The following is a 20,509-nucleotide window of genomic DNA, read 5'->3' as shown; positions in this document are numbered from 1 at the left end:
TAAAAAATTTTAATTAAACACTATGAGTAAATCTATTAAATATAACTATGTTACTTATGTTTTTTTATGGCTATTCTTTTTTTATGGCTTGATCTCGAATAATAAATTATTTGCACAAGGTCCAAAATCCCCTGAAGCTTCCAGTTTTGAACCTGTAGATGCTACTGACATGGTTAATTTAGCTACAGGTGATTTATCTTATGTATTACCTCTTATAAACATCCCTTCTCCAGAGGGTGGTTATCCTTTAGCAATTTCATATCATGCTGGTATAGCGATGGAGCAAGAAGCCTCTTGGGTGGGTTTAGGCTGGTCTCTAAATCCTGGAGCTATTAATAGAAATGTAAGTGGACAACCTGATGATTGGAAAGATGGGCTAAATTCTACGATAACTAAAAATATAGGAGGCACTTCTACTTACGATTCTTTTTTTGTTGGTGTTGGATGGGGGGATGATGACAAGAATTCAATTGGAGTATCGGCAAATTTTACAACTAACAGAGCTTTTGGAGGAGAGACTTCTCATTCTTACTCTATAAATGCAACTGCAAATATAAATAATCAAAGTTATGGAATTGGATACTCAAGTAATGGTAATTTTTCTGCTAACTATAATAATTTTTCATATAATTCACAATCAGGGATGGGAATAGGTTTAGGTGGCAACCTTTTAACTGATGGTGACGGGAATAGTATATCGGGTGGAGTAAATTTGTCTCAAAAAAATGGATTAGGAATTTCCTTATCTGCAAGTGGAGGTGCTAGTTTCTCTATAGTTGGTGATAATAACAGAACATCTAGTAACAGTTCTTCTGCATTAAGTGCTATGAGGGTTGGCGATAAATTTTCAATCAATGCTTCTATTGGGCCGTTAAGAATTGGATATTCTAGACAAAAAATTAAATATTGGCATTTTGATGAAAAAACCTACGGGAGTACTGGATTGTTATACGCAGGCGAATTAAATGATATATTAGATGGCAATAACGGCTATTTTGGAAAAGTTCTACCTCATTTTCACGAATTTGACAGTGCCGAAAGTGTTTATAAAGCCATGAATTCTAGTACTGAGTTGGCAAGTAACAACCCTACTTTTGTTTCTTACGATCAATATGATATATCCGCTCAAGGAATTACGGCATCAATGACACCATATATATTAGAAACTGGTTTATTACACAATGCATTTAGTTCTGGTTTTGAAGGAAGCATTATTATTAATGGGAATACAAGAGATTTGGAGGGCTTATATTATTATAACAAAAATGATTTTTCAAAATCTATAGATAATCCTATAGAAAGCAAACGTATTAATTTTCAAATCAATAACGAATTGTCGTCCTATTATAATTTGACCTCATCAGCTTTATCTTTATGGCAATATTCAAATAATTATAGTGGTGAAATGTATGGATTTTCTGAGACTGTTGCAGTACCTAATACAATCACGCAACAAGGATATGTTGCTAATAAAAATAGATTGAAACAAAGTTCGTTTATAGAGTCTTATACAAACCGAGAATTACTTACTAATCCTCTTTTAATTTTAAACGCTAATATTAACAGAACTAATCTTGATCAAGATGGTATAGGTGCATTTAAAATAACGGTTGCTGACGGTAAGATTTATCACTATTCAATTCCTGTTTACCAAAAAGAAAAGTTTTCTAGAACAGCCAAGTATAATGATAATATAAATGAAAAGTTTACAGAACAACAGTCATTAAGTCCTTATGCGACACATTGGCTATTAACAGGAATTACAGGTCCCGACTATATAGATATTAATGGCAATAACGAATTAGATGAAGACGATTATGGCTATTGGGTCAAGTTTGATTATGGTAAATGGTCAGATGGTTTTTCATGGAGAATCCCAGCCTCTGGATATACATATGGATCAAACAGTAAGAGTTATAGTTGGGGGGTTAAAGAAATATATTACCTTAATAGTATAAAAACTAGATCACATACTGCTTTTTTTATAAAAGAATTACGAAATGATTATAATTCTATTAATGGGAAAGTTGGAACAAGTAGATCAAATCCTAACTCTAATACTGCTGTTTATTATAGTTATCAAAATAATTTACCTTTATATCGAGGTACCGATGGAAAGATTTATTTCCCAGGAGCCTATTCTACGATTTCTACATCTTCTGCACCTTATAGTTCAGCCGGATACTCCGTTTACGAAATTATTAATCGTCAATATGCTGAATCATTTAATCATAAAACTTTAAGGTTAAAAGAAATAATTTTATTAAAAAACACTGATATTCCCTCAACTTTAAATATGTTAAATCCACAATCTACACCTAAATTAGCTTCAGATATGATTTTTGATGAAAAAGTTAATTTAGTTGGTGATGATGAATATAGTACAGGATTTATAGCATATGTAGACTCTCAATATTTTGGAGAATATTACTCTAATGTAATTGATAATAATGATTCAGATTTTGTTTCACTAAAAAATAAAGCAGTTAAAGTAATTGGGTTTAAATATGACTATTCATTAGCCACAAATAGTCCTAACTCCGTTAATTCTGGAAAATTAACTTTGAAAAGTTTACATAATTACGGAAAACAAGGTGTAAATATTATACCACCTTATACATTTAGCTACAATAATTTAAGCTACAGCTCTAGTCAAATTGATGAATGGGGATATAAAAAGTTTAACCCTGAAAATGGTAGTTTAAAACAAATTAAGACACCAACTGGAGCAAGCTTAGATATTCAATATGAAAGTGACGACTATGCATATGAAGCAGCAACAAAAAATCTTGTACTAGATTTTAATTTACAATTAAAATTTACAGGTACATCTGACGGTGATAAATATCTAGAAGTAAGAAATCATATAAACAACGATTCTAGACAAAATATAGATTTTAGAGAATTTTTTAAAGTTGGAGAATTTGATTATATAGACGTTCAGTATTGGTGGAATCCAGATCACAACGGAGCCCACCGTGTGGCAGATATAGCAAATGAGTGCTTAGTTATTTCTGTATCACAAAATCAAGTTAAATTCAAATTACCAAATATATTTATAGGAAATGATGTAAGAAGAGACGCTAATTGTCAGAATGAAGTTTGGACGTTTTATAGATGGTATAATGAAGTGGTAAGCAGAACATCTAATTGGCGTGAAGAACTTAGAGAGTTTCATTGTGGTGAGCCAGGAAATGACAATGATAAAGTTAAAATCAAATTATTTTCAAGGCTAAACAATAGTAATTTAAAAGGTGGTGGCATTAGAGTAAAAAATATAATTGTTGACGGTAAATATATTACCAAGCATTATTATAATAAACCTGGAACTTCTGTGTCTCCAAATGACACTAACTATGAATCTTCGGGAGTTACCAGTTTTGCTCCTTCAAAACATTTTAAAGAAATACCCTATGGAAATTATATTCCTGGGCCTGGAGTAATTTATGAGTATGTAACGGTTGCTAAAGAAAATATTATTAACGAATATCACTTCAATGTTCTTCCAAAGTATATTTTGGATGGAGACATCAAATATTCTTTAGGCAATTTTTTTCAAATAACTGAAGAGTCCTCTCAAGTAGAATATTTACCAGTGACGGTAAATCATGCTTATTCAAATATTCCATTGAAAAAATCTAAATTTATTATTTCTGATAAACTATCTCTATTAGGTAGCCTAATTAATAAGAAAACATACAATAATGATAATCATCAACTATTAAAAGTTATTAACAATTATGAAAGTAATGTTTTTGAAAATGGTATCATTCAAGAAAACTTCAGTTCTTTAGAAAGAATATATTCAAGACCACATGATCAATGGCCAACAACTTCAGATATCAATTTAGCAAATACAACCAAGATTACATATCCTTTAAAATTAAATAGTATAAAAAGTACTGCAAACAATTTTGAAACTACAACATCATTCTCTGGCTATGATATACAAACTGGTAAAGCTTTAGAAACAATTACAACTTCTAGCTACGGTAGATCTTATAAAACAAAAACAGTTCCTGCATACACAAAATATTCTGCAATGGGCAATAAAGTGGATAACATAAACAACAAAAACATGTTATCTCAAACTGCTGCAGAGTATTCGTATATTTTAGATAATGGTGTCTGGAAAGAGACAGGAGTTGGTATTACTACTTGGAATAACATCTGGAGTTATAAAGATATTGGTGGAAATACGAGTAATCCTGCCTCAGAGGTAGGAGTATGGAGAAAACATAAAACTTACATATGGAATGGAATAAAAGATTCAAATGGAATATTTACCAACTATAACAATAATAATACAGATGATGATTTTGTATGGGGAGTTGGTCTATCGCAAACAAATTTAAAATGGAAACAAACATCTGAAATAACTTTATATAATCATTATTCTACTCCTTTAGAAGTAAAAGATATAAACGGAAATTTTGCTTCTACTAAAATGGGTGATAACAACACTAAATTAATGGCTTCCGGAAATGCTGGCTATAATGAAATGTTCTACGCTGGTGGTGAATACATATCAAATGGATTTTGGCTTGAACCAGAGGTTAGGATTCAAGATGGTGCTTCAAGAAGTCAGGAAAAATCACATACTGGCAAATACTCCATTTCAACAAACTCAAGCGGAAAATTTGGTGTAGTAATGCGAGAAGATCAACATAGAGCAGGCAAATATAAATTATCTGTTTGGGTTTATAAAACTGATTTACCGTATGCAAGAGTGAATGTGGATGGCACAAATATCGCATTTAATGGAGAGGTTTCCAATGCTGGTAATTGGGCTTTATTAACACACTATTTTGATTGCCCAATAACAGAAAAATTTATTTACGTAACTAGTTCTTCAAATGAAATCTTCTATGATGATTTAATGATTCGACCAATAGCATCTTCAGTAACAGGCTATGTATATAATGAATTTGATGAACTAACATTCATTATTGGTAATAATGGACTAGCTACAAAATTTGAGTACGATGCTGGTGGTAGATTAAAAGAAACCCATGTAGAAGTTATTGATTTTTCTGACGGTACTCCTGGTGGATTTAAATTAAAATCAAAAAACAACATAAGATATAAAAGTTTACAATAAAATTTGGAATAATAAAAAAAAATATTAATTTTGAAAGCATAAGGAGAAGTATCTTATAAAAAGAAGTTTTGCGTCAAGCTCGTACTCAAAGATGTTCTAAATTTATTTAATTTAAACCAGCTCTTCTCCTTTTCTTTCCTTAATTCTTTTATAAAATGAGTGATATAAGTAGGAAAGATTTTATTCGTATTTCTTCTTGGAGTATATTAGCAGCGATGTTGCCTTTAGATGCCATATCGGCATTAACTCTCTCGCCAACAAGTAAAAATCAATCATTATCTAATGATTTTTTAACTGCCAAAGAATTAGCTGCACAGGCTAGACAAAAATTTTATTTAAAAAATTATATTCTTGCTGAAAGTTTATATTTACAAGCAATAAATCTTGCACCGAATTATATTCAGTTTTATGATGGATTAGATAATGTTTTTGGGTCACAAAACAAAAATCTTGAAAGTGCACTACTTTTCAAAAATGCTTTAGCAATTAACACTAACAAAATTGCTTTTTATGATAGGGCAGCCAAATCATTAATGAGATTGCAAAACGGTAATAAAAAATCATCTATTGATTATAAAAATTCATTTAATACGCTCTCTCTTCTAAATGACGCTGTAATTTTATACCAACAAGCAATCCTAATAGATGATACAAAACAATATCTGTATATAGGTTTAGAAAAAGTAATGCATAAAATTCAGATTGCTGAATTTGAAGCTGATTTTAGAATAAATAGGGTTTATAAAAATATTAAAGTTCAACATAAAAATGAATATAAGTCAGCCATTACTAGCAAAACAAATGAAGAATTAAAATTATTAATTGCTAGAATTGATGCTAAAAATAGAAGACCACTAATTGATATTTTTGAAATTGAACATAGAAGAATAAATATACTTAAGCAAAAGAAATTTTTTTATAACATCCTCTTAAAAAGGACTAGTTTAACAAATCAAGAAAAAATAGAAAATGCTGAACAATTATTTCAAATCGACTACAAAGATCCATTGTCATTAAACAAGGTTAAAAAATCCTATTATATTAACAATAGATATTTTGACTTTATAGAAGTTAGAAGAAACTATGCTAATGCTAGTAATAATTTATATGGATTTTTAGGGCTGATGGATGCTATGGAATTAGCCTACAAAAAAAATCAAGCTTCAACCGCCACATTAGATGAAGCCATTTCAGTAGGTTACAATTTAAAAAACAATTGGACTTTAAATTTTGAACAAGAAATAGATGTAGTAGTTAAAACCGCTAAAATCTTATTGTTGCAAAATAGGTTTGTAGAAGCCAAACAATTATTAGAGGAAACTATGGTAAAAGTTAAATCTACTTCTGTGGGAATGAATAACAAATTAATACATTCCTACGCTAAAATTAGTTTTTTAGAAGCAAAATTTCAGGAAGCTACGCAAATACTACTTATTGGAGTTAAAGAACTTGAAGGCGATTTAGATGAATTAATCATCCTAAATCCAAAACTATCTTTAATTAAAAATTTAGCAAACAATAAACAAAAAGATGTGTTTAAAGATAATTTAGTATTATACTATTTGTTACACTCTTCTTACATAGCATTAGGAAAAAATGAAGAAGCAGGGGCATTACTAAGTCGCCTTTATGAAAATAATCCCCAAGATAATTTTGTATTAACCAGAAATTAGTTTGTTATGAGGCAATTGATTCAACTTTTTTTTGTTTTTTTGTTGTTTTCAGCAAAAATCTATTCTCAGTGTGAGACATCTGATTATGGTACTTTAGTTATATCAGAAATTTACTTTGATTCTCGATATTGTGAAGATATTTCTAGAAGATATCATACTTTTGGAGAATATATTGAATTATACAACTCATCAAATGAGGCTATTGATTTAGAAGGATGGGTTATTTCGGATAACCATACATCGTTTAAATTGCAAGCTGATGGGCTAATGAATAATCATAGTAATTTGATTATCGAACCGGGGGGGTTTAAAATAATTACTTATAATGGCTTTTATGCTTATACAAATTATGCACCTTCCTTTATAGGAGGACGTTCCAAATTTTTAGAATTATTCCCTATCCCAGAGTCTATTAGTAGTAATCCTGAAAATGATATCATTTTACAAAACACTATGGTTTTGTATAACAATCTTGATAAAGTTAGATTAACAACACCACAAGGAAAAATAGTAGACGAAGTTTCTTATAACAATGATAATCAAAGAATATTTACTAATGCCGACCCTTTAGATTTTTTGCAGCTTCAAGAATATACCATAAACATTTCCCCTAGGATAGACAATGGCGATGGTGGTATTTTCAATGGTGCAATTGGAAACATACTTTTTTATCATCCAGTACAGCTTCAAGATGGTACAATTATATATGTTCCCGATGATGAACCCACTGAAACAATTTTTGGTAAAGCCAGTATTTTCAGGTCAGATGTGTCGAGTTACTATACTGGTAATCCTATTGTATATAGTAGAGGTTTAGCAACCCCAATGGAATTATCTAACGGGATGGTTGTGCCTACCCGACCATTAGATCCATATTTTTACTATCTACACAGTTCTAGCAATTCTAATTATACGGAAGCCTATTCGTATGATGTAAAAAGTGGGATTGAAAATGGTCGTTCAAAAACCTATTTTGATGATTTAGGTAGACCCGTTACTTCGCTTTCAAAAGATTACAAAAATGATTTAGTTTGGGGAAAAGAAGTAGTATATGATAATTTTGGAAGAAAATGGAAAGAATCTTTTCCGGCAATATCTTGTTTTAATTTTGATAAAGTAAATTTTTTATCCAATTCAATTCTTAAAACTAATTTTTTAGATAAATATTATAGTAATAATAATGCACTAGAAGCTTATCAGGCCACAGCAGAACAGCCCTACACAGAAATTAACTACGATAAATTAAATCCGGGTAATGTAATTAACGTAGTTGGAGGAAATCAAATCAATGGCAGTTGGAAAACGGGATATGGCTTTACTGTTCCTGCCGCACAAGAGATGCATTATATCTATGGGTATGATTATTTTGATGGACCTACAAGTACAAATTTTCCAGACAAAGAAGAAATAATTACAAAATTTTATAAATCCGTATCAGTAGATGCCAATGGAGTTGAGAATGTTGTATTTACAGATGGAGAAGGAAAAGCTTTAGCATCAGCACGTTCTGGTGGTTCTCACAAATATCCTGTTGTTTCCCTAATTGGAACGCAGGGATATATAGACGTTCATATTCCTGCCGGAATTACTTCCTCTGATATTTCATTACTCGGTTCAGCTTCAAATTACTCGATATATGATTTAAAAACAGGAGGTATAATTTCAACTCCATTATCTGGAGGAAATGCCTACAGAATAGTTGCTAATACTATACCTACAAATAACCCAAGAACATACGTTAATACTTCATCTGGTGCAATAACAACAGATAATTACGTTTTGGGAATTTCTTATAAAGTTAATTATTACGATTATGCCATCAATGTTTACGATAAAACAGGAAGAAATATAAAAACTATTCAACCAAATGCTTTTGCAGCGGCTTTTCCATCGGCAATAACCATGCAAGCAGTTCCGGCATATATGCAACCTAATGCAAGTGATTTTATCACAAAAGTAGAACACAACACATTTGGGCAAGTAATAGTAATCTCCAGCCCAGATGAAGGAACTAGCAGGTATGCTTACCGAAAAGATGGACAAATTAGGTATTCTCAAAGTGAGCTTCAACTATCTTTAAACCAAGTTTCATATACCAATTATGATACTTACGGCAGGCCGATTGAAGGTGGTATATTAACAGGGGACGCAACTATTTGGGATGAAGCAAATAATAATGTTGACAGTAATATATTAATACTAAATACAACATCAAGTGAAAGAACATTCACTATTTATGATTATGTTGGCAATGATGGAAATCTTTCCATTTTTATTCCAAATATACTTTCCTTACAAAATCAATTACCGGGTTATCAACAACACAATTTAGCAGGTAATGTAGCTATAACTTATAAAGAATCACTAACTAACGTGGGTACATTGGATGCAATTTCGTGGTACAGTTATGATATTTATGGCAGATTAGAATGGGTTGCACAATACAATGTTGACTTGGGGACTAAAACGATTCATTATGAATACAACGATAAAGGCAATGTAAGTAAGGTATATTATCAAAAATATACTCCAAATGAGCTTTTTGTTCACAAATACACTTATGATATTAATAATACACTTGAAAAGGTAGAAACATCAATAAATGACATTTCATTTTCAACCGACGCAGAATATACTTATTATATATCTGGAGAATTAAAAAGGCTTAATATAGCAGAAGGTGCACAAGGACTAGACTATGTCTATACGCTTGGTGGTATGTTAAAGAGTATAAACCACCCAAGTTTAGAACAAGCAAAAGACCCAGGAAATGACCCTAATGATGTTTTTGGCATTACGTTAGACTATTATAGTGGTGATTACAATCGTATAAATACAAACATCATAACCTCACCAAGTATTACTCCTGATTACAATGGAAACATCAAAGCAACTCGATGGGCTACCAAAGAAAGCTCACATATGGATTTAGACCAAAATGGTAACATTAACCAAAAAGGCTACTTGTATAATTATGATCGAAACAACTGGTTAACCGATGCTACTTTTGGTAATGCGAATACCTCAGGAAGTATAACGCCTCTTGCTAATAAATACCAAGAAAAAGGGCTTGAGTATGATGCTAACGGAAACATAACCAAATTACAAAGAACCAATGAAACAGGAACAACTATAGACAACTTAACCTATAATTATGCCACTACAGGCAAAAACCAACTAACACAAGTTACTGATGCTGTACCTGCATCACCACAATTCAATAATGATATTGACTCAGGACAACAAGCAGGTAATTATGTATATAATGCAATTGGTCAGCTAACGCTAAACAAACAAGAACAAACCCATTACTTTTACAATACCAGTGGACTAGTTACTGAAATTAAAGGAGGGAATTTAGACCCAAGCATTGCTTACCCTATAGTTAAATTTTATTATAATGAACGCGGCCAACGTATAAGAAAAGAAAGTTATAGCACCATACAACCTAACACATTACAAAGCACAACGTATTATCTACTTGACCTATCCGGAAATATAATGTCTGTTTATAATAAACCTGTAATTGACATAATAAGACAAATAGAAATGCCAATATATGGTGCAACACGATTAGGAGTATGTTACAAAACAGTGTTTAATTCTGAAACTAGAAGTTATCAAATAACGGATCACTTAGGCAATGTCCGAGCAGTAGTGCAAAAAGACAGCTCAAACCCGAATCTAGTTGCATTACTTTCCTATGCCGATTATTACCCTTTTGGAGAACAGTTACCAGAAAGAAACTCGTTAGACGGTAGTTACCGATATGCTTATCAAGGCCAAGAAAAAGACGGTGAAACTGGAATGGAAGCTTTTCAACTCAGACTTTGGGATGGAAGATTAGGAAGATGGCTTACGCCCGACCCTTATGGACAATATCATTCGCCATATTTAGGGATGGATAATAACCCTATTAGCAGTATTGATTCTGATGGAGGATGGTCATCAAAATTTTGGAGGGATGTAGCGTGGGCGTTTAGAGGTTTTCAAGGTGATAGATTTGAAAACCCTGAAGCAATTAACACTAATTATCGATACGGTATCAAGGATTCATATGTTATAAAAAATGGAAATGGTAGTGTTTTAGATGAAATTGTTTTAAATTCAATCTATTCAACTAAAACAGATAGTAAACACTTATGGAATAGTGAATTTATAAGAAATAAAACTGGAGATGGATTTTCAATCGGAGGAGGTTATGCTTTTAATGTATTTTTGGGAGGTGATATAGATTTAGAGTTTAATTGGATAATTAGAGGTAAAGATAGAAGCTTTGTGCCTTATTTAACAATTGGCCCTTCAGTTTCAATAGGAGATGGTGCTGAGGTGACAGCTTCAATTTATGGTTCGATAAAGCAATATAATGGTACAGTCAGTGAGATTAGTGCTATGGATTTTTTAGGATACTCTGGTTATGTTGAAGCGGGATTAACACCCGGAATAGGTGGACAGGTTGGCGTAGATGTTGCAGTTAATCCAAATGGAAAAGTTACTTGGGTTAGTGTTTATGGAGGATTATCTGGAGGAGCTGAAGCTAGTCCTTTTACTGCTGTTAATGTTAAAGGTGGTGTGCGGCACTCAACTATAATGGTTCACTTTAGAGAGGACGCAATTTATGTCAATAATCCAACTTCTCCTAGTAAAAATTACAGTTATAAATTTTAATTTAGTGATGGATAACAATTTTAAATTTGATACCTTTTTTCGGGAATATAAAAACACATATAATTTATTTAGGGATCCAAAAATTGAATTTGAGGATAATAAAGTTATAATTAGTAAAATAAAGGAATACAAATTTATAAGTCTTATTTTAAATTTCTTTTTCTTATTTCTAATACCCTCAATATTTATTTTTCTATATTTTTATTTTAACATTAAAGATGGTTTTTTCTTGTTGATTATTTTTATTATAATCTGGGTAGGTTTTATTATAAAAAAAAATTACAACAAACTTCTCACAAATAATGTTATAATTTTAGATTTAAAATCAAAAATATTTTATTTAAAAAGGTCAAATTATATGAAAATAATTTTAAAAGTTGAAGATATACATGGAAAATTCAATGAAATTGATAATTTTAACTGTAAACTTATAAAATTAGATAAGCTAAATCAAGGTGTTCGTTTGTTTTTGCATTTTAAAAATAAAAACATTATTCTATTTGACTTTTATTCAGTGAATTTGGCAGAAAGATTAAATATTTTTTTAAATGAAATTACAAATAATAAATAAATATATTAGTCTCGTAAATTTTAAAATTACTATTAATTATTGTATATTATCAGATGCTCTAAATTTGTCCTATAAAATAACTAACATATTTTTCTGCGAATGACCCTGACTTTGAAGAAAAGATAGTAAATCACATTTTTAGTATATTTTATAAAAATTAAAAGTTTTTTTAAATATTATAAATTTATTCATCCAAATCTAAAATAATGCATATCTCCACATCCATATTTTTGATAAACATAATAATTACTGCCAAATGAGTGCCTAATATTTGGTATTATGATAAGCGTTCCAAACTAAATAATAGATCTTTACTAAAAATGTCTCTTAAATTTAACTGAAAGCTAAATAGAAATAGTATATACATACTTTAAATAAATCATTCTGGTAATTGTAGTTTAGAAACTAAAGCTTGTAATTTAATTGTCCATTCTTGGCTATTCGCTTTAGTTCTCATTGTCATTTCATCCGCATTAGCTTGTATTTTTTTACCAATGGGGCTGTCATAAAAAGCCATCATAGCTTTTATATCCTCTTTTGTGTAGAGTTTCATATAAATTTTTGCATAGTTATTAAGCATTTCTGTTAATGATAATTCAAACTCTTTTTCAAAAACAGCTTTCTTATCTTGGGGAACATTTTTTATGAATTGATTTTTAACCAAAAGTAAATGATTCTTAATACCTGTTGTTTCAATAAGCTTTAAAACATCATTTTTAAACTCAATATCTTCCTTTTCTTGCGAAAAACAAAAATTACAAAATAGTACCGCAACAAATAATAAAACTGTTCTCATAAAAATTAAAATTGAATCGTTATAAAAATAAACAAATTAATCTAACTTTTTAAAAAAAATACGATATTTGAATTTAAAATCCATTACATGTTAAGAGTACTATCTTTTCTCTTATTTTCCTCATTTTGCTTAGCTCAAGGCGAAGCTAATATTTGGTATTTTGGTCAACAAGCTGGATTGGATTTTAATAATGGAGCTCCTGTAGCACTAACTGATGGACAAATGCCTACGCCAGAAGCTTGTGCAACAATTTCTGATTCATCCGGACAATTGCTTTTTTATACCAGTGGTTATATTGTGTGGAATAAATTACATCAAATCATGCCCAATGGAACGGATTTATTGGGACACACCTCAAGCACTCAAGGAGCTTTAATAATTCCAAAACCCGGTTCAACAACAATTTATTATATTTTTACCACAACACATCTAGGAGTAGCCGAAGGTGCTCGATATTCAGAAGTAGATATGAGTCTTAATGGTGGCTTGGGGGATGTTACCGAAAATAAAAATATACTTTTACATACTCCTGTCTGCGAAAAAATGACAGCAGTTAAAAATGGTAATAATACTGATTATTGGGTTGTTATCCACGGATATGGAGACGACTCGTTTTTGGCTTATAGTGTTACGGCATCAGGTGTAAACACAACACCTGTTGTAAGTAATGTTGGAATGCCAATTGCTGTAGATATTAACGGGACTGTTGGTTCGCTTAAGTTTTCACCCGATGGAACAAAATTACTCTGTTGTATTCGCCCCTATGGCGTAGAACTCTTTGATTTTGATTTTAACACCGGTATTGTTTCAAATGCTAAAACAGTCTCAAATAGAGGGGGGAATTACGGAGCTGAATTTTCACCTAATGGAGAATTAGCGTATATTACGAACGGTGATTATTATATTTTTGAATTGGTGCAATATGATCTAACTCAAATTGATATTCCGAGCACAGCCATACTTTTGCATCATACAAACAATATGCCTGTACAATTTGGTGCTTTACAAATTGCACCCGATGGTAAAATATATGCTCCAATTTGGAACAGAACTTATATCAGTAGAATTAACAATCCTGACGTTTTAGGTATTGGTTGTGATTTTGAATTAAATGCTGTTGATTTGGAGACTGGTATATGTCAACATGGTCTCCCTCAATTCATTCAATCCTATTTTAATGCTTCATTTACTTTTCAAAACACCTGTTTTGGGGATACTACTCAATTCACTTTAACCGGAAATCAGACCGTAACAAGTGTAAACTGGGATTTTGGCGATGGTTCAACCGCAGCAGGAATAAATCCATCACACACCTATAGTTTACCCGGAACATACACCGTTACGGCAACCATTACAGGAAGTACAGAAACCATTACAAAAACCAGAATAATTTCAATTGTTGAAACCCCGGTTGCTAATCCGGTTGCTAATCAATCGCAATGTTCGTTGTCTAATAGTTATAACTTATCACAGCACGCACCAACTCTACTGGGCTCACAATCCAACACGGTGTACGAAGTCGAATTTTATAACTCATTTAACGATGCAGAAAACAACAGTAATAAAGTTTCAGACCCGGTTACTCTCAACCAAGGGAACAACATTTTTTTTGCTAAGGTTTTCAATTTAAGTAATCGTCAATGTTATGCCATAACATCATTTAATATAGAGTGGTTTCAACAACCCTTAGCCACGCAACCCAATACTTATATTATTTGTGAAAATTTACCGTATGATAATACCGAGATTTTTAATTTAGTATCTCTTAATCAAACAGTTTTAAACGGACAATCTAATTCGGTCTTTACGGTTACCTATCATTTAAATCTAACTGACGCAACGTCTGGACAATTTCAATTACCAAATAATTATCAAAATACTAGTCCGACTCAAACACTTTATATTCGTGTAACAAACATCAATAACTTTAATTGTTATGCTACTACGTCATTTCAAATTCAAGTGATTCAACAACCAACTATTCAACCTGTTAGTGATTTCTTAAAATGTGATGACATAGCAAATAACAGCATAGCAAACTTTGATTTAAATCAAAAAACTACTGAAATTTTAAACGGTCAACCTTCTTCGGTGTTTCAGGTGGCTTATTTTTTAACTCAACAAGATGCTGATACGAACACAAACCCAATAACGACTCCTATTGATAACACAACTAATCCGCAAACAATATATTATTCAATCGCTGCAATTAGTAATACTGCTTGTAAATCAACAGGTAATTTTTTAATTCGTGTTTCTGAACTTCCTACTGCTAACCTTGCCACAGATTTATTTCTTTGTGATAATGATAATGACTCCGTTGAATGGTTTAATTTACAAAGTAGAAACAGTGAAATTTTAGGAAATCAAAATGCCGCTGATTTTCAAATTTCGTACCATTTATCTCAATCGGACGCTGAGGATGCTATTAATTCTTTACCGTTAACCCATCAAAACATAAGTAATCCACAAACTATTTTTGCAAGAATTCAAAACGTCGATAATTCTGAGTGTTTTGATATAACTGATTTTACAATTGGTCTTTATGAATTCCCTATTGCAAATACTTCTGATGATTTAATCTTGTGTGACGATCAAACCAATGATGGATTTGAAGTTTTTGATTTACAAGTAAACAACAATCTGATTCTAGGAAGTCAATCGGCAGGAAATTTTTCAATTAGTTATTACAAAAGTCTAACTGATGCTCAAACCGGAACCAATTCAATTACTACTAACTATACCAACGAAACGAATCCGCAAACAATTTATGCCAGAATTGAAAATAATGCCGAAAATGATTGTTTTGACATCACTGCTTTTTCGCTAATTGTAAGACCTAGTCCTCAAATTGATTTAGCAGAAACATACACCATCTGCGAAGGAGTTCCAATTACAATCAATGCACCAATTGGTTTTACAACCTACAATTGGTCAACTGGGTCAACTGTTGCAACAACAGTAATTGATACGGCAGGAACTTATTACTTAACCGTTACCATGGATTATGGCAATATAGTATGTTCTACGACCAAAACCATTGAAGTTGAAAATTCAAATATAGCTACGATACTAGGAGTGCAAACCGTAGATTGGACGGATAGCCAAAATAGTATGATCATTTATGTAGAAGGCGATGGCGACTATGAGTATTCGTTAGACGGAATTAACTATCAAGATAGTAATCAATTCTTTGGACTTCCAAGTGGTGACTACACCGTTTTTGTGAATGATAAAAAAGAATGTGGCTATACTACCAAAGAGGTTTTTTTATTAATGTATCCGAAATTTTTCACCCCCAATAATGATGGTCATAATGATTTCTGGAAAATCAAATTTTCGGAAACAGAACCAAATCTCCAAGTCTTTATTTTTGATAGGTATGGTAAAATCATAACCGGATTCAAAGGAAATGACATCGGCTGGGACGGAACTTTAAATGGGCAAAACTTACCTTCTTCTGATTATTGGTTTGTGGTTAAAAGAGAAAACGGGAAGGAATATAAAGGGCATTTTTCGTTGAAAAGGTGATTTAACCTTAAATATTTGGTCTTATTAAAAATAAAATTAACAAATAATATTTTGTTCGATGTCAAAAAGGGGTTGTTTTTTAGACTAATATGCAAAATATAAAACACTTGCGGTTCGAGAATTGGTCAAGAGGGGGAGCTACTAGAGAAAAGACTTCACAGAAATGTGAGGTCTTTTTTGTTTTTGCTAAGTGTACTTCCTAAGTGTACAATTTCTCTTTACTTTATCAATTAATATCTATATTTGTGTTGAAACAATTCTTTGAAAAAAAGGCATTGTTTAATGCATGTGATTGCAGTGGTATCCAATTCAGCTATTATATTAAATCTACCGATATGAAATGTGCATTATGCCTTGAAAGAGAAGCAAATAAAAAAAACACTCATTATTTATCTGATGGAATAATTAGAAAGTGTCTCAATATTGGTGGTACAAATGAACGTGAACGGGGATATTACTTTGACATTTCTAATGGAAATCCGTTTGTTGAATTCAATTTTCAACGTATTGATGCAGAAAATTTAGAAAAGGCTCTTGGCAGAGCTCCTACGGATGAGGAACTTGAAAATGCAAGACAAATACCATTTTCTGTAGATTATGTTTTTTGTAGTGTTTGCGAAGATTTATTTACTGAATTCGAAGGTGGTTTCTCATCCAAAATACTTCCAAAATTAAGAGAGGCAAATTTAGAAGAAATAGAATTTTTGGATTTGGAAGAAACCTCATTATTAAGAATGTTTTTCTATATCCAAATATGGAGAAATTCTATTTGCGAGCATATATTTGATTTAAATAAGCAAGTTCAAGAAGAATTAAGGCTAATTATTTTAAATAAACAAACTGAAAACATCAGTCATTTCCCCTTAATTATTACATATTTAGAAACGCTCGGTGGTGATTTAGCATATACACAAAACTATGTGGGGTCTACGAGTGATAAAAATCCATATATAATTTTTATGAATGATTTTGTAATACAATTTTATGAAAATAGAGATTCAATTAAATACGATGAATTCTATGGGTTAAATAGTACCGAAAACTTTAAACTTTCAATAAATATTGATGAGGACATATTTAAAATAAAAATCATAAAAAACGAACAACGTAAACAACTATTGCATAACATCGTTAGTAAAGAAAAGGTTAAGCAAACTTTGAGTCTTCTGGAAAAAGCATTTGATTTAATTTGGTTAAGAATGTTTTATGGCTATCCACCAATCCAAATCAAAGCGGAATATTTTAAAGGTTTAATAGATAATGATGATGATTCTGTTTTAAAATACTCAGAGAAACAGATAGCACAATACACCGAACAGTTCATTTGGAATAAAATTAGAATGAAAAACCATTAAATACCAAAAGAGAGGAAAGCAAAATTTATCAAGAACAAAAAGCAAAATAAACAAATGGGACTGAAACCTTACGACAAAAAAATAACACAAATCTTTAATAACATCCAATATGATGTTGACTTTTATCAAAGGGAGTATAAATGGAATGATGAACTGGAATACAAACCAGTTTCATCTTTACTTAGAGATATTTTTTACAGATTTGACCTAGAGAAATACAATCCAAATCAAGAAATAAATCTAGAAAGTACTGAAAAACTCGAATGGTATTATTTGAATACCTTTATGACAAACCTCATCAATGGTAAAAAGTATATTGTTGACGGTCAACAAAGGCTTACTACTTTGACGTTAATATCAATTGGACTATATCATCTAGCTATTAAACATCAACTTGAACAGCATTTAGTTGACGCTTTAAAAAATTCAATTGTTGGTGTTACTGAGTTTGGTAAGACTTTTTGGATGGGTTTTAAGGATAGGAAAAGTGCATTAGAAGATATTCTGAACAGTAATACTGAGTTTACTAAAAATAATTCTCTTAATACAATTTCCGAAAGAAATATTTATAAGAATTATTTGGTTATCCTAAATAGTCTAGATTCAAAATTTTCTACATCTCATAAATTACAAACATTTATTTCATATTTCAGACACCGAATTTATCTTATAGAAATAGAAATTGATAAAGATAAAGATGTTGCAATGGTTTTCGAAGTAATAAATGATAGAGGTGTTCCTTTAAAACCATACGAAATATTAAAAGGGAAAATCTTAAGCCAAATTGATATTGCAGACAGAGAAAAATACATCGAAATCTGGGAAAACCAAATTGAAAAAATTGAAAAAAATGGTGAAAGTGAAATAGATGAATTTTTTGGTTTTTATTTTAGAAGTAAATTTTCAGATACCTCTGAACAATATAGTAAACTAGATAAAACTAGATATCACAAAACAATTTTTCTAGATGAATATGAATCGAAAATAGGATTAAAAAATAATGAAGAAAAGGCAAGATATTTTGTTGAGAAAACTTTACCATACTTTTCAGATGTTTATGTAGAAATGCTTAAGTATTATAATGATTACTACAAGGACTTCGAATTTATTTATTTCAATAAATTAAACGATATGGATGGACAATTTGTTTTGACTTTGTCGTCAATTGAATTAGACGACAATATGCGAAATGAAAAATTAAAATTAATTCCTAAATATTTTGATAAGTTCTTTAGTTTACTGAATTTAACAAATAGCTATAAATCTAATGAATTCAATACCAATGTTATTTCTTTATCAATAGCCGTTAGAAATGCAAGAATAGATTTGGCTAAAAACAGTTTTGACAATCAACTTTTAACGGCTGTAAAAAAGAAATACGATAGAGAAGTATTAGATGAGGCGTTCAAATATGAATTCTTCAAAAATTTAGGGTATAATGATTTTGGTAGAACATTTTTGAGATACTATTTTGCTCGAATCGACCATTATATAAGTGATTTTTTAAATGAAAGTGAATATGGAAGTTACTATCAGTTAGTTTCCCAGTCGCAAGGTGGTAATGTTTATCACATTGAACACATTATCACAAACCATGTGGATAATCTAGAATTATTTTCTGATGAAGAAGAATTTAATCTACAGAGAAATAGGCTTGGTGGGCTACTACTTTTAAAAGGTAAAGATAATCAATCTTCAGGAGATGAGCTTTTTTCAGAAAAACTTAAAACATACAACGTTATTGGAACATATTATGCGAGAACACTCTTAGCTGATATGTATCATAAAAAAGTAACTTTTGTGAAGTTTATAAAAGATAACAATTTGAATTTCAAACCATATTTAACGTATGGGAAAAATGAAATAGAAGAGCGACATACATTACTTTATGAATTGACAAAGCGAATTTGGGAATAAGCACCTCTTTTAATAATTTACAAAACTAAAAGTTTGAAGGCAGATACTAGACCATTGTACATAAATAATCATCAAGAACTATTTGATTCAGTAGTTGAGTTTTATGAAAGCCCAGAATTATGGAGAAAAATATTAGGTTCTGCTCCTCGTTACTTTGTTCACACAATTAAGGATGGTCAACACTACTTTGCTATGTCAAAGTTTTGTGTAATTAAGAATGTCACTGGTAAAAGTTATATAGAAAAATATCGTAACATAACCGAAGGGAACAATTCACAAAGAATAATTGTGAACAGATTAAATGAGGAATGGATTCCAAGAAATCAAATTAAGAAATCTATTAGAGATGCATTTGATGCGTGGATGGGAGAGTTCTTTCCCAAATATAGACTGGAAAATGCCAAATTTATCTCTATTAAAATTAGCAAGAGTTACCAAAATAAAAAGAGAGATGTAACTCCAGATGAATTGCAAAAACAACTTGAATTACAAAAAAGAATTGGAGACGTAGGTGAACTTATTGCGATTCATTATGAAACTGAAAGACTGAGGTCACAGGGAATAAAAAACCCTGAAAAACATATTAAGCATATAGCTCATTTTAGTGTTTCAGCTGGTTTCGACATTTTGACGATTACGAGCAATGAAGAGAGATATATTGAAGTTAAGAGTAGTCTTTCACAAAAAGGAGAATTTTATCTTTCTGAAAATGAAGTTAAAACGTTAGAAGGAATAGGAAAAGATTCATATTTATACCTAGTCAAAATAAAGGATTTAAAGAAAATAATTGGAGATGTGTATGAAATAATCCAAAACCCAATTCTAAAATTAAAAAAGGACAAATTATTAAAACCAATTGCATATAAAGTCAACTTAAAAATTAGATAGTGTTTAGTA

At 30.8% G+C, this 20,509-nt stretch carries 9 protein-coding genes; 8 read left to right on the top strand and 1 reads right to left on the bottom strand.

What is annotated here, in order from left to right; translation table 11 throughout:
- Positions 1 to 22 precede the first annotated feature (22 nt).
- The 4 genes from B4N66_RS13980 to B4N66_RS13965 all read left to right on the top strand — a co-directional run bounded on the left by B4N66_RS13980 (position 23) and on the right by B4N66_RS13965 (position 12,013).
- On the top strand, positions 23 to 5,101 hold the full coding sequence (locus B4N66_RS13980; RefSeq protein WP_291095529.1) for a hypothetical protein: 5,079 nt from the start codon (positions 23 to 25) through the stop codon (positions 5,099 to 5,101).
- Between the two features lie 155 nt (positions 5,102 to 5,256).
- On the top strand, positions 5,257 to 6,774 hold the full coding sequence (locus B4N66_RS13975; protein ID WP_291095528.1) for a hypothetical protein: 1,518 nt from the start codon (positions 5,257 to 5,259) through the stop codon (positions 6,772 to 6,774).
- 6 nt (positions 6,775 to 6,780) lie between these two features.
- The gene (locus tag B4N66_RS13970) at positions 6,781 to 11,442 is read left to right on the top strand and encodes an RHS repeat-associated core domain-containing protein (protein WP_291095526.1); all 4,662 of its coding nucleotides are present in this window, start codon (positions 6,781 to 6,783) and stop codon (positions 11,440 to 11,442) included.
- 7 nt (positions 11,443 to 11,449) lie between these two features.
- Positions 11,450 to 12,013, top strand: a complete 564-nt coding sequence (locus B4N66_RS13965) for a hypothetical protein (protein ID WP_291095524.1) — start codon at positions 11,450 to 11,452, stop codon at positions 12,011 to 12,013.
- Positions 12,014 to 12,392: 379 nt separating this feature from the next.
- Here the strand turns inward: B4N66_RS13965 and B4N66_RS13960 are convergent, their stop codons facing one another.
- Complete coding sequence (locus tag B4N66_RS13960) at positions 12,393 to 12,809, bottom strand: DUF2059 domain-containing protein (RefSeq protein WP_291095522.1); 417 nt, start codon at positions 12,807 to 12,809, stop codon at positions 12,393 to 12,395.
- Between the two features lie 87 nt (positions 12,810 to 12,896).
- Here B4N66_RS13960 and B4N66_RS13955 point away from each other — a divergent pair, with 87 nt between their 5' ends.
- The 4 genes from B4N66_RS13955 (at position 12,897) to B4N66_RS13940 (ending at position 20,500) form a co-directional block, all read left to right on the top strand.
- Positions 12,897 to 16,340, top strand: coding sequence for a T9SS type B sorting domain-containing protein (locus B4N66_RS13955; RefSeq protein WP_291095520.1), 3,444 nt, complete (start codon positions 12,897 to 12,899; stop codon positions 16,338 to 16,340).
- Between the two features lie 335 nt (positions 16,341 to 16,675).
- Positions 16,676 to 17,695 (top strand): hypothetical protein, encoded by a 1,020-nt coding sequence (locus B4N66_RS13950; protein WP_291095518.1) that lies wholly within the window; start codon positions 16,676 to 16,678, stop codon positions 17,693 to 17,695.
- Positions 17,696 to 17,749: 54 nt separating this feature from the next.
- A complete protein-coding gene (locus B4N66_RS13945) occupies positions 17,750 to 19,612 on the top strand; it encodes a DUF262 domain-containing protein (protein ID WP_291095516.1) in 1,863 nt (620 codons plus the stop codon).
- A gap of 33 nt (positions 19,613 to 19,645) precedes the next feature.
- Positions 19,646 to 20,500, top strand: a complete 855-nt coding sequence (locus B4N66_RS13940; protein ID WP_291095514.1) for a DUF3883 domain-containing protein — start codon at positions 19,646 to 19,648, stop codon at positions 20,498 to 20,500.
- The last annotated feature ends 9 nt before the right edge of the window (positions 20,501 to 20,509 follow it).

The organism is Flavobacterium sp. UBA2787, from assembly GCA_002352205.1.
Lineage (GTDB): Bacteria > Bacteroidota > Bacteroidia > Flavobacteriales > Flavobacteriaceae > Flavobacterium.
This window is presented reverse-complemented; position numbering and strand designations above follow the sequence as displayed.

Excerpts from the sequence above, each read along its gene's own strand:
- B4N66_RS13980 (WP_291095529.1), top strand. The coding sequence starts at position 23 with ATGAGTAAATCTATTAAATATAACTATGTTACTTATGTTTTTTTATGG.
- B4N66_RS13975 (WP_291095528.1), top strand. The coding sequence starts at position 5,257 with ATGAGTGATATAAGTAGGAAAGATTTTATTCGTATTTCTTCTTGGAGT.
- B4N66_RS13970 (WP_291095526.1), top strand. The coding sequence starts at position 6,781 with ATGAGGCAATTGATTCAACTTTTTTTTGTTTTTTTGTTGTTTTCAGCA.
- B4N66_RS13965 (WP_291095524.1), top strand. The coding sequence starts at position 11,450 with ATGGATAACAATTTTAAATTTGATACCTTTTTTCGGGAATATAAAAAC.
- B4N66_RS13960 (WP_291095522.1), bottom strand. The coding sequence starts at position 12,809 with ATGAGAACAGTTTTATTATTTGTTGCGGTACTATTTTGTAATTTTTGT.
- B4N66_RS13955 (WP_291095520.1), top strand. The coding sequence starts at position 12,897 with ATGTTAAGAGTACTATCTTTTCTCTTATTTTCCTCATTTTGCTTAGCT.
- B4N66_RS13950 (WP_291095518.1), top strand. The coding sequence starts at position 16,676 with ATGAAATGTGCATTATGCCTTGAAAGAGAAGCAAATAAAAAAAACACT.
- B4N66_RS13945 (WP_291095516.1), top strand. The coding sequence starts at position 17,750 with ATGGGACTGAAACCTTACGACAAAAAAATAACACAAATCTTTAATAAC.